We start from the raw sequence: 11,131 nt of genomic DNA, 5'->3' as shown, positions 1-11,131 counted from the left end.
ATAATGGGCAGTATGCTGATGCATGCTGCCCTTTTTATCGGCTTTAACAGGTAAGTGACGTGATGAAACGTTTGGTCTTACGCAGTGCGGTAATGGCAATTGCGGCAGTAGCATTAAGCGGCTGTGGCAGCATAATCAGCCGTACCGTGCCCGGTCAGGGGCACGGTAATCAATACTATCCGGGCGTACAATGGGATGTTCGTGAGGGGGCGTGGCGTTATGTCACCGTGATCGATGTGCCACTTTCGATGATTGTCGACACCTTCATGCTGCCGATTGACGCACGCCACGGCCCTTACGAATGATGCAGAGAACCTGAAGATTTAGTCTATATCGCGGCCGGGATAGTCGTCTTCGTCATCCCATTCACTGGCAGCAGCTTCGCCTTCTTCAGTGTCCAGTGGCGGTTCATGCTGATACTCACCTTCGTCCCATTCATACAGCGTGCTCTCTTCCAGCCACTCTTCTTCCAACTCGCGCTTATCATAGTCGTCATCAAAAATGGCTTGTGCTGCCGCACCGCTACGGAAGGTCAGACTTTCAATCGACTCCCCTTCTTTAGACAAAAATTCCGCCTGCCACATGATGTCGCCATCCTGCAGAATGTATTTTTGTAGGTTAAATTGCTCCGGGACCGGCGTTTCGTCACTGTCTGTTGTTTCCTGCGCGGACTCAAGAAATTCTTCGCGGGCGGCATCAACGGCTTCTTCCAGGGTTGCATACATACTCATCTTTTTCTCCTGAGTGGCTTTCACGGGGGTTCCGACTAATATTTGATGAAATCGTTAGTAATTAATGGCTAACACGATACAGTAAAAAAGTCGGCTGATTTTTTCTCTGATTCACTAATTGTTGACGCTATGTCCCAGGATGCAAGTTTTCGATGCCCAATAGCGCATAAATTGATTAGTTTTAGCGATTTTCATCGCTGAATACTCACCGGGAAACCCTATGATTCCACGCGAATGTATTTTACGTATCGCTCGCCCAACCGATAACCTGCAACGCATAGCGCAGATGTATTGCGATGGGCTGGGTTTCGAACTGCTGGGGGATTTCGAAGATCATCTGGGGTTTGATGGGATAATGGTCGGGCATCCACAGCATCACTACCATCTGGAATTTACCCATCATCGGGGAATTCCTGTGGGCAGGGCGCCCACGCAGGATAACTTGTTAGTATTTTATATGCCCGATTCGCAGGGGTGGCAAAAACAGTGCGAGCAGATGCGAACTGCCGGTTTCATTGAGGTTGCCTCATACAATCCTTATTGGGATAACACCGGCAAAACATTCGAAGATACCGACGGTTATCGCGTAGTGCTTGCACAACGAGAATGGCGTATCTGATAAGCGTTATTCGATCATCGCCTGGCGCGGACGGCGTTGCAGGCACCAATAGGAGTAGGCGGCATTAAACAGGACCACTAATGCAGTAACAAAAAATACTGTGCGAAATCCGTAACTTGCCGACACCGCAGCACCCAGCAGTGGGCCTGTGACATTTCCCACATCGCGGAACGACTGGTTATAGCTAAAGACCCTGCCTGCGACCTGATTGGTGCAGTTATAGATGAGCAGGGTTTGCACTGCTGGCAATAAAGCACCATCGGCGGCACCGAGCATAAAGCGTAGGATCCCTAACTGCAGCGGATTCTGTACAAAGGCCATCGGTATGAGTAGCAGTACCGAGATGCCCAGCATCGCCACCAGAATTCTTTCCGGGCCAATCCGGTCCCCTAGTTTCCCAAGTCTTGGCGCACTCATCAGCGCGGCCACCCCAGGCACTGAAGCGATCATCCCGCTGATAAACGCCAGATTTTGCGTATTGCCTGCCAGTTCGCGAACAAAGAGTGTCAGGATTGGCGCAATCGACCCTGTCGCCACCTGAATGATCATGGTGGTAACAAACAGACACAGCACCAGTTTAGGGTTCTTTAGCGAAGCGAAAACCTGTTTACGGTTCAGCATGTCCTTTTTATTCACTGGGACAAATTGCTCACGAATGCAGTAGAGGGTCATTAGGAAACACAAAAACAGCACGCAGGCGGTGATGAAAAACACCGGCCGCAATCCGTAAGTATCGGCCAGTAATCCCCCGACCAGCGGACCAATCAGCGCACCGCTGACTGCCCCCGTAGAGAGAGTACCTAAAGCCCAGCCACTTTTATTGCGCGGAATTTGGGTTGCAATCAGTGCATTGGCATTCGGCACAAAGCCGCCGAGCAACCCCAGAAGGGCGCGTAAAACCAGGAACTGCCAGATATTTTGTGCAAACCCCATCAGGGCCATCACGATAGCCATGCCAAGCGCTGAGCGCAGTAGCATTATTTTTCGCCCCTTGCGGTCAGCCAGCCCACCCCAGAAGGGAGATGCAATGGCCGAAAACAGGAATGTGATACTGAAAACCAGGCCGGACCACATATTCAGGGATTCGTGACCGGTAACGCCGAGGGTTTCAATATACAGCGGCAGGAAAGGCATGATCAGGCTAAACGCAGCGCCGGTGAGAAAACAACCGATCCAGGCGACGAAAAGATTACGCTTCCAATTTATTGGGGCAGGTGCTGTTTCTGATGCAGGTTCCGAAGTCATAAAATACCGATGAGAGAGGTCCATTAACTCTGCGCAGCCGATGAAAGGCGTGCAGAGGCGGTTAACTATCGTTTAGCTGGATAATTATGCGCCTAATAATCAGTCACATCAATAATGTTACGGAAAAGTTAACGCAAAAAGTAAAATACAGGTTCATAAATTTTAGGGAGAGGAGACAGATCAAAGAAGGTAATGAAAGGCGGGATAAAATCGTGAAGAAAAGTAACGAGGGTGGGAAACAACTCAGATTTCGGGCCGCAGGAGTGCCGGCCCGAAATCTGAACAGGGGGGTTATTCGGTCGCCTGATACAACGAAGGTTCGCCCTCTGGCCGGGTTTTGAAGCGGCGGTGCAGCCACATGTATTGCTCAGGCGCGAGCCTGATCTCGCTTTCCACCACTTTGTTCATATAAGCGGCCGCGGCGACTTCATCATCCAGTGGGAAATTCTCCACCGCCGGGTGGAGCAGTAACTCATAACCTTTACCCCCTTCCAGACGACGTGGGGTAAACGGAATGATCGCAGGTTTACCCATGCGCGCCAGAAGATAAGTTCCTGTGGTGGTCGCAGCTTTGTCTACGGCGAAGAAAGGCACAAATACACTGCTGCGTGGACCATAGTCGTGATCCGGTGCGTACCAGATAATATCGCCCTGTTTCAGGCTGCGGATCATGCCTTTAAGATCTTTGCGGTCGATCATGGCCTTGTTAGAACGCATACGGCCTTTGGTCTGGATCCAGTCCATCAACTTATTATCATGGGGGCGATAAACGCCGACACCTGGATTATGGATGCCAAAAATGCGTGCACCCAACTCCAGTGTCAGGAAATGCACGCCAATTAACAACACGCCCTGCTGGTTGTCACGGGCTTTCTGAACATGTTCCAGTCCACTGACTTTAAACCAGCGTTCTATACGGCGATCAGGCCAGAACCAGGCCATACCGGTTTCAAATAGCCCCATGCCGACAGATTCGAAATTCTTCAGCACCATATGATCGCGCTGTTCACGGCTCATGTCCGGGAAACAGAGCTCAAGATTGCGCTGTGCAATATGAAAGCGGCGTTTTAAAAAACGCATTGAGAAGCGGCCAAGGCCTGTGCCCAGGCGGTAAATGACCGGATAAGGCAAAAGCACCAGTAAGTAAAGCAGCCCTAACCCCATCCAGGTTAGCCAGTAACGCGGATGTAATAGTGAAGATGTAAAGGTCGGTACCTGAGTCATAAAATCTCTGCGTCAGTGTCGAAGTAAGAAAATATAAGCTCTGTCTTGTGCAGTAGCCCGCAACGGAAAAACGTCACAGCCTGACCAATCTGTCCACTGTGATTTATTTCCTGAAGCACAATGATACATTGTGGCACTTTTTTGGTTTCAGGTGAAAGCGGACGGCATTAATAGCTAATTTATTCACATCTGTGCATGAAAAATCAGGTATGTGGATTTTTTATGAGACGATTCACTGAATATTCCGTTATTTCAATTGATTAAATATCGGCAGACAGTGGCATTTTGTCAATTCTACCGGCAATTTTATTGGTATTTTCAATGTTTATTGTGGTTGTCATATGAAAAATCAATAGATAAGCAACTTAAAAAATGGGCAACATGGCGTTGCCCATTTGACAGCGAATGACCGTTATTCGGAAAGGAATAACCCTTTAACGTTATGGGGTTCGCTACGCCAGTATTGTTTAGGTGCGCTGATTTTTGCGCCCAGTTTCGCTGCCGCATGCCATGGCCAACGTGGGTTATAAAGAATACCGCGCGCCAGGGCAATCATGTCAGCCTGACCTGTGTTGATGATGGCCTCCGCCTGTTCAGGTTCGGTGATGAGGCCTACCGCGATCACCGGCATCTTCACTTCTTGTTTAATTCTTTCCGCGAAGGGTACCTGGTAGTTAGGGCCAACACTGATTTTTTGCTGCGGACTTAATCCGCCGCTGGAAACATGAATGTAGTCACAGCCCAATTTATCCAACTCTTTGGCCAGGGTGACTGACTGTTCAAGATCCCAACCGCCGTCGACCCAGTCGGTTGCTGAAATACGTACGCCAATCGGTTTGTTCGCCGGAAAGACTGCGCGGAGTTCCTGAAAGATTTCCAGCAGCAGGCGCATGCGGTTTTCTAGTGAACCGCCGTACTGATCATTGCGCTGATTAGCAAGAGGTGACAGGAACTGGTGAAGTAAATAGCCATGCGCGCCGTGCAGCTCAAGCAGATCAAAGCCCAGACGATCTGCTCGCTTGGCAGAGTCCACATAGGCTTTCTTCAGTTGGGCAATTCGTTCTAACGTCATAGCTTGTGGTGCGGTGTCTGTTTCTGCAAACGGCAAGGCGGACGAAGAAATTGTCTGCCACCCCGCCTGTTCAGGCGTGAGCTGTTTGCCGCCTTCCCATGGCACTTGGCAAGAAGCTTTGCGGCCTGCGTGCCCGAGTTGCAGGCCAAGCGGAATGCGGCTGTTGTCGCGAATTGACGTCACCAGGCTTTTCATGGCCGCTTCAGTTTCATCATCCCACAGACCTAAATCCCGTGGCGTTATGCCACCGATGGCTTCGACGGCGGTCGCTTCAAGGATCAGTAATCCCGCACCGGAAAAAGAGAGTTGCCCCAGATGTGCATGGTGCCACGAGGTCGCTTTACCGTGGTCCGAAGAATATTGGCACATTGGCGCGACGATAATGCGGTTAGCCAAGGTCAAATTACCCAGTGAGATTGGTTCGAAAAGCTTGCTCATAGTTCCCTCATTGCCGTTGATGAATGCATGATTGTGAATGAAATAATTAATGCTCACCTACTTTAAGGTATCGTATTTCTGCCACTTTGCGTGTACTGGTTGCCCATTTTTGCCGCGTTTTTGCGGTAAAACGCTGCAACGGAAGATGTCGCAGTTGTTGCTTTAATGTATAATATTGCCGCTTGAAAAGTTGCTTCTGATTAAACGCATGCAACAACACCATCGTTAAAGATGTCCATTAATATAGCCTCCATGAAAGACAGGAACGTACACCATGCCAGTGTTACATAACCGAATTTCTAACGAGGAACTGAAGGCGCGCATGCTGGCCGAAACCGAGCCGCGGACCACAGTTTCTTTCTATAAATATTTCCATATCGACGATCCGAAAGCTTTCCGCGATGTGCTCTATGTCTGCCTGACCAAACTAAACGTGTTTGGCCGTATTTATGTGGCGAAAGAGGGGATCAATGCACAAGTGAGCGTCCCGGAAAGCCAGTTCGCGGCGTTTAAAACAGCGCTTTTTGCCAGTCACCCGGCACTCGATCAGGTTCGCCTGAACATCGCGCTGGAAGATGATGGGAAGTCCTTCTGGGTGTTGCGCCTCAAAGTGCGTGAACGCATTGTTGCCGATGGCATTGACGACGAGAGTTTTGACCCATCAAACGTGGGGCAATACCTGAAAGCCGAGCAGGTTAATGCCATGATCGACGATCCTGATGCTGTTTTCGTCGACATGCGGAATCACTACGAATACGAAGTCGGGCATTTTGATCAGGCGCTTGAAGTACCGTCGGATACTTTCCGCGATCAGTTGCCGATGGCCGTCGATATGCTCGAGGAAGATAAAGACAAAAAAATCGTCATGTATTGCACCGGTGGAATTCGCTGTGAAAAAGCCAGCGCCTACATGCTGCACAAAGGCTTTAAAAATGTATATCACGTGGAAGGCGGTATCATTGAATATGCCCGCCGGGCTAAAGAGCAGGGTTTACCAGTAAAATTCAAAGGGAAAAACTTTGTTTTTGATGAGCGCATGGGGGAGCGGATTTCTGAAGATGTGATTGCGCATTGCCATCAGTGCGGCGAACCCTGCGATGATCATACCAACTGCAAAAATGATGGCTGTCATCTGCTGTTTATTCAGTGCCCAACCTGCGCTGCCAAGTTTGGTGGCTGTTGCAGTGATATTTGTCAGACCGAGCTGAAGTTACCGCGCGAAGAACAACGGGCGTTGCGTGCCGGGCGTGAAAACGGTATCAAGATTTTTAATAAGTCCAAGGGGCTATTGCATAGCACTATGCATATTCCGGTGCCGGAAAAAGAGTAATTGTTTTAGCTCTATAGTATTGATGAATCAGGGCTCATGAGATTGAGCCCTTTTTTATCGCTGCTTAATACCCCGTGAGGATCACTTTTCCCGCACGCCTTCAACCGAAATAATCAGTTCGACGTCCTGAGAGGCGGGGCCGAGGTCGGTAGTGATACCGTAATCTTTCAGCTTAATATTTCCCGCCGCTTCAAAACCGGCACGGTATCCACCCCATGGATCTTTTCCCTGGCCGAGCAATTTAGTCTGCAATGTCAGCGGTTTTGTTATGCCGTTCAGTGTAAAGTCGCCGGTCACCGACAGTGCATCGCCCTCTTGTTTCACGGAAGTTGAGATAAAGGTGGCCTGCGGATGCTTGGTCACATTAAGGAACTCTGCGCTGCGCAGGTGCTTGTCACGTTCTGCATGATTGGTAAACACGCTGGTGGTGTTGATGGTGACATTGACTTTATCGGCTGATGGGGTTTTTTCATCAAATGTAAAACCGCCATCGAAATCGTTAAAGCTGCCATACAACCAGCTGTAACCCAAATGCTTGATGCGGAATTCGATAAAGGCGTGCTGACCTTCTTTATCTATTTTATAATTTGCGGCAGTTGCACTGCCAACCGTCAGTAATAAAGAAGCCAGAGTCAGGCCCAGAGTGGTTTTTTTTAACATAGTGAACAACCTCCATTTATCTAACAAGTTAATTGGGACTACGCCCTAACATGCGCACAAGCGTGCTGTCCCGGTCCATAAAGTGATGTTTCAATGCAGCCAGGGCGTGTAACGCAGAAATAATGACCACTCCCCAGGCCAACCATAGGTGAACAGTACCGGCGATATCAGCCTGTTGCGGCAATCCAAATAAAAAGGCAGGGATTTCAAACCAACCGAAAACAGAAACCGGCTGACCTTCTGCGGTAGAAATTAAATACCCGCTGATCAAGATGCTGAACAGGCCAACGAATAACAACAAATGAGCCAGCCAGGCACCCAAACGTGTTGTTTTGCTATAGTTTTCAAGCGGACGGGGTGGGGGGGAAATAAAGCGCCAAAACAAGCGGAATATCATCAATGCAAAGACCAGGATGCCAATGCTTTTGTGCAATTCGGGTGCACGGTGATACCAGGAGTCGTAATAGCCCAACCCGACCATCCACAGACCAAGAACAAACAAACCATAGACGGTCAGAGCGACCACCCAATGAATTAGTACCGATATATGTCCGAACCGGACCGGTGAGTTTCTCCACAACATCCAATTTCCTTATAAGTACATTACACCGTCAAATTAGAAAATAAACATCCAGAAACATTTTGGCAATATATTATTCATTATTAAATGCATTAATTTAACTTGTTCATTATTTTTGATGGTAACGGGCTAGAGTTATTCAGTGATATCGAGAGACTCACCATGATACTCAAGTCTCATTATTTAGACTCGGTTGTGACTGCATTTGTCAGCTTTTGTCATCAACGGTAAGGCTTTTACAATGGTCAGTTTTATTGACTAAAAATAGAATTATATATTTTGAATTATATTCATGCATTCTGCCGGTACTATAATAGATGCATGACAATATGCCAGAGATCCCAATATTGAACAGAGTACAACTTCATATGCACTTAATGTTATGGATTATCCAAAGGTCATATACCTTATTTGATGCCGTTAATAACCGACAGTGAAGATAATGTTATCCGCGTAAACCGGTGATTAATTTCACTCTCCAAAGGGTTTACATAATATAATGGGCATTATGTTTATTCCTCCACCTCAGTATGTTACTGCTTGTTTTATCAGTCCGATTGCTAAGCGCCACGTTTGGAGTACCGATGGTGTGACATGAAATTTTGTCTATTGGGGGAAGGGTAAGTGATGCGAAAATAGCAGCATAAGCTGATGCAATAAAAACCAAAAGCCACATTGGGTGGCCTTTGGTTTTTCGTCGGGTAAGAAACATGATGATATTATTTATACAGCGTCAGAATTTCTTCTTTTGCCTGACGGCTTAGCGGGGCTCGTGATATTGGATCAATTGGCCAGAATAGATATCTAATAAAGTTGTAAATGAAGCAAAACTCTAGCCGGTTTCTTACTTTTATTTTCTGCGCCAGATGGCGTTTGTGTACATAGACAGTGCGACTGCTTATCTCCAGTTTTCGAGCTATGCGATAATTGGGCATTTCTGACATCCAATAATTCATCACCAAAATTTCTTGGTCACTGAAAATCGAACGACTGATGCAGGGTGTTTTGGTAGATAAGTAAAGGTCAGGATGCAAAATGATGTTTTTTAATAAGTGAGTTAAAAGCTGTTTATTTAATATGTAGATATCTCTCGTCACCGAAATAGGCGTTTCTGCGACTGGATATTGAGCATCCACATAGCAATACATCTTAATATTTTTTACACGTTCGATGAACTCTCTCAATTCACAAGAAAATTCTGAGTGATAGCAATATTGGGTCGTATTTAAAAGAATAATATCGGGTTGAATGTCCAGGATTTCCTGCATCGCCTGAGAAATGCTTTCGCAATCCGTAATATGAATGCTTTCATTTTTCATCAGCAAAGAATATATACCAAGACGGGTAAAACCACAGGATTCTATGACTAATAAGTTCATATTACTTCCTTGTCAATGCGCATGTTTGCGCGGCCGCTATCACTCCTGTGATAACTGCTGAAAGGATAAATTTTTCCCTGTAAGGATGTCAATTCGAAAAAACATGGGTATTGATCAACCCCCGAAATTCATCAGAAAGAAGTGTTTTAACGTAATAATGAATTAAGTATTACTTCATTACCCCAGCCAGAGCGGCCGGGAGTATTAAAAACTGAGGATTTATCAGGAAAAGCGTGAAAGAGAGAAGGGTTTTAGGTTGAAGGAGCTTGTCGTGTTTTGTCCAAACTCAGAAACAATTTCCCCAAGAACGCTGGCAAATTTAAAGCCGTGGCCGCTAAGACCTGTGATCACTAGCGTGTTGTTGCGCCCAGGCAAGGTGTCGATGATGAAATCTTCATCTGCTGTAACATCATAGGTGCAGGCTGCACCGTGCAAACAGACGCCGACACCTGGCAAATGGTGACGCAGGAAATTAAACACTTCACTACCATCTGCGGCTACGGCGCCAAAAGGTTTACGCTGTTTCTGCGAGTCGATCGGTTGACCACCGTTATGCTTACCTAGTTTTAGCCCATCTTTGACCGAAGGGAAACCATAAAACTGGTCGCCTTGCAGTGTTTCAAAGGTAAAAGCGGGGAAGTGGTTCTCTTCACTGTAGCGGCCATCGGCATGGTGCCAGGCAAAAACCTTACGCACTGGGTTAACCGGTAGTTCCGGCAGTAATTTTTTGACCCAGGTTCCTGCTGTTAACGCTATTTTAGCTGCACGATATGTTCCTTCATGAGTCGTCACTATCGCTCCCTGAACATCGTAATCGATTGATTCGACCGGGCACTTAAACAGCTGCGCGCAACCAGCTTCACGCGCAAGACGAATATATGCAGCTATGGCAATTTCACTTTGCAGATAGCCAGAATCAGGCTCATAAACCCCACAGTAATCATCTGAAATGCTGATAAGCGGCCATTTTGCGCGTATCTCACCGGCATTCATGGTGACGGTGTTCAGGGCATACTCCACTGAGCTGTTTTTCACATTAGTGATGAACTCGGAACCTTCCGGGCCAATATTGATCACACCGCTGCGGTGGAAAATTTTTTCGCCACTGGTTTGGGCCAGTTCATCCCACAGTTGTTGCGCCCTGAGTACCATCGGGACATAGCGCGCCCCTTCGCCATAAGCATGACGTATAATGCGTGTTTCCCCATGATGGCTGCCTTCTGTATGTGGCGGCATGGCGCTGTCAATCATCAGTACCTTCAGCCCGGCGCGTGTCGCGTAATAGCCAGCGGCTGAACCGACTGAACCACTGCCGATCACAATGAGGTCATACTCCATTTGTTTAGGTTCCTAAGATGGGTTTTAACAATTTGGTGACGTTCATGATAGAGAGTTTCGCGGGTCAAAGGCAAGGTGCGTACTGTTTTTGACGAATACCTAAAGGCAGAGTAACTAGGTTTAGAGGCCACAAATGAGAAAAGCACTCTGACGTGAGTCGAGAGTGCTTTTAGAGTGAAACGTCTAATGAAGCGGAATTAATGTTTACGATGATCAATATATTCATACTCGTTGGATTCAATCTTTTCTATACCGGCTTCAAGAATGTTTATCAATTGCCTTGCAACATCTGTGGTTAACCACAAAGTTCTGTCTACCTGCGCATCTTCTGTCGGTTGGTCTTTAGAAGACAGGTAATGAAGACGTATCATCATGGCATCGTAAGAGTCCACAGTACTGATATCCCAACCTACAAGCGGGTGTGTCTGAATAACTTCATCATTTCTGTCCATATAGACCCCTTAATGTGTAGTGACTAACGTGAGTGACTAGCGAGGATCAAGGCGGCTCATTAT

The 11,131-nt window shown here is 47.3% G+C and carries 12 protein-coding genes; 3 read left to right on the top strand and 9 right to left on the bottom strand.

Going from position 1 to position 11,131, the window contains the following annotated elements; genetic code table 11:
- Positions 1-62: 62 nt before the first annotated feature.
- Positions 63-305 (top strand): YceK/YidQ family lipoprotein, encoded by a 243-nt coding sequence (locus tag EAH77_RS09960; RefSeq protein ID WP_194150499.1) that lies wholly within the window; start codon positions 63-65, stop codon positions 303-305.
- Positions 306-323: 18 nt separating this feature from the next.
- Here EAH77_RS09960 and EAH77_RS09955 read toward each other — a convergent pair whose 3' ends face one another.
- Positions 324-731, bottom strand: coding sequence for a MysB family protein (locus EAH77_RS09955; RefSeq protein ID WP_140472166.1), 408 nt, complete (start codon positions 729-731; stop codon positions 324-326).
- A 220-nt stretch (positions 732-951) separates the two neighbouring features.
- Here EAH77_RS09955 and EAH77_RS09950 point away from each other — a divergent pair, with 220 nt between their 5' ends.
- On the top strand, positions 952-1,350 hold the full coding sequence (locus EAH77_RS09950; RefSeq protein ID WP_140472164.1) for a VOC family protein: 399 nt from the start codon (positions 952-954) through the stop codon (positions 1,348-1,350).
- 6 nt (positions 1,351-1,356) lie between these two features.
- On the opposite strand, the gene mdtG is transcribed toward EAH77_RS09950, so the two are convergent.
- From mdtG to EAH77_RS09935, 3 genes are all read right to left on the bottom strand, one after another.
- Entirely contained in the window at positions 1,357-2,595 is a 1,239-nt protein-coding gene (mdtG, locus tag EAH77_RS09945) for a multidrug efflux MFS transporter MdtG (protein ID WP_140472162.1), read from the bottom strand.
- Positions 2,596-2,886: 291 nt separating this feature from the next.
- Positions 2,887-3,819, bottom strand: a complete 933-nt coding sequence (locus EAH77_RS09940) for a Kdo(2)-lipid IV(A) acyltransferase (protein WP_140472160.1) — start codon at positions 3,817-3,819, stop codon at positions 2,887-2,889.
- A 412-nt stretch (positions 3,820-4,231) separates the two neighbouring features.
- Complete coding sequence (locus EAH77_RS09935; protein WP_140472158.1) at positions 4,232-5,329, bottom strand: NADH:flavin oxidoreductase/NADH oxidase; 1,098 nt, start codon at positions 5,327-5,329, stop codon at positions 4,232-4,234.
- A gap of 274 nt (positions 5,330-5,603) precedes the next feature.
- Between EAH77_RS09935 and EAH77_RS09930 the strand changes: the two genes are divergently transcribed.
- On the top strand, positions 5,604-6,659 hold the full coding sequence (locus tag EAH77_RS09930) for a rhodanese-related sulfurtransferase (RefSeq protein WP_140472156.1): 1,056 nt from the start codon (positions 5,604-5,606) through the stop codon (positions 6,657-6,659).
- Positions 6,660-6,740: 81 nt separating this feature from the next.
- Here EAH77_RS09930 and EAH77_RS09925 read toward each other — a convergent pair whose 3' ends face one another.
- The 5 genes from EAH77_RS09925 to bssS all read right to left on the bottom strand — a co-directional run bounded on the left by EAH77_RS09925 (position 6,741) and on the right by bssS (position 11,068).
- Positions 6,741-7,319, bottom strand: a complete 579-nt coding sequence (locus EAH77_RS09925) for a YceI family protein (RefSeq protein WP_140472154.1) — start codon at positions 7,317-7,319, stop codon at positions 6,741-6,743.
- Between the two features lie 28 nt (positions 7,320-7,347).
- Positions 7,348-7,902, bottom strand: a complete 555-nt coding sequence (locus EAH77_RS09920; RefSeq protein ID WP_140472152.1) for a cytochrome b — start codon at positions 7,900-7,902, stop codon at positions 7,348-7,350.
- A 716-nt stretch (positions 7,903-8,618) separates the two neighbouring features.
- Positions 8,619-9,278 carry a LuxR C-terminal-related transcriptional regulator gene (locus EAH77_RS09915; RefSeq protein ID WP_140472150.1) on the bottom strand — a complete coding sequence of 220 codons (660 nt, stop codon included), beginning with the start codon at positions 9,276-9,278 and terminating at the stop codon, positions 8,619-8,621.
- Positions 9,279-9,500: 222 nt separating this feature from the next.
- Entirely contained in the window at positions 9,501-10,616 is a 1,116-nt protein-coding gene (solA, locus tag EAH77_RS09910) for an N-methyl-L-tryptophan oxidase (protein WP_140472148.1), read from the bottom strand.
- Positions 10,617-10,813: 197 nt separating this feature from the next.
- Positions 10,814-11,068, bottom strand: a complete 255-nt coding sequence (gene bssS, locus EAH77_RS09905; protein ID WP_140472146.1) for a biofilm formation regulator BssS — start codon at positions 11,066-11,068, stop codon at positions 10,814-10,816.
- Positions 11,069-11,131: the final 63 nt, after the last annotated feature.

Origin of the sequence: Ewingella americana, assembly GCF_006438725.1 — a bacterium.
Lineage (GTDB): Bacteria > Pseudomonadota > Gammaproteobacteria > Enterobacterales > Enterobacteriaceae > Ewingella > Ewingella americana_A.
Note: the sequence above shows the minus strand (reverse complement) of the source record. Positions and strands in the feature narration are given on the sequence as shown.

Coding starts and splice junctions, on each gene's coding strand:
- EAH77_RS09940 (WP_140472160.1), bottom strand. CDS start 3,819: ATGACTCAGGTACCGACCTTTACATCTTCACTATTACATCCGCGTTAC.
- bssS (WP_140472146.1), bottom strand. CDS start 11,068: ATGGACAGAAATGATGAAGTTATTCAGACACACCCGCTTGTAGGTTGG.
- mdtG (WP_140472162.1), bottom strand. CDS start 2,595: ATGACTTCGGAACCTGCATCAGAAACAGCACCTGCCCCAATAAATTGG.
- EAH77_RS09950 (WP_140472164.1), top strand. CDS start 952: ATGATTCCACGCGAATGTATTTTACGTATCGCTCGCCCAACCGATAAC.
- EAH77_RS09935 (WP_140472158.1), bottom strand. CDS start 5,329: ATGAGCAAGCTTTTCGAACCAATCTCACTGGGTAATTTGACCTTGGCT.
- solA (WP_140472148.1), bottom strand. CDS start 10,616: ATGGAGTATGACCTCATTGTGATCGGCAGTGGTTCAGTCGGTTCAGCC.
- EAH77_RS09925 (WP_140472154.1), bottom strand. CDS start 7,319: ATGTTAAAAAAAACCACTCTGGGCCTGACTCTGGCTTCTTTATTACTG.
- EAH77_RS09930 (WP_140472156.1), top strand. CDS start 5,604: ATGCCAGTGTTACATAACCGAATTTCTAACGAGGAACTGAAGGCGCGC.
- EAH77_RS09960 (WP_194150499.1), top strand. CDS start 63: ATGAAACGTTTGGTCTTACGCAGTGCGGTAATGGCAATTGCGGCAGTA.
- EAH77_RS09915 (WP_140472150.1), bottom strand. CDS start 9,278: ATGAACTTATTAGTCATAGAATCCTGTGGTTTTACCCGTCTTGGTATA.
- EAH77_RS09920 (WP_140472152.1), bottom strand. CDS start 7,902: ATGTTGTGGAGAAACTCACCGGTCCGGTTCGGACATATATCGGTACTA.
- EAH77_RS09955 (WP_140472166.1), bottom strand. CDS start 731: ATGAGTATGTATGCAACCCTGGAAGAAGCCGTTGATGCCGCCCGCGAA.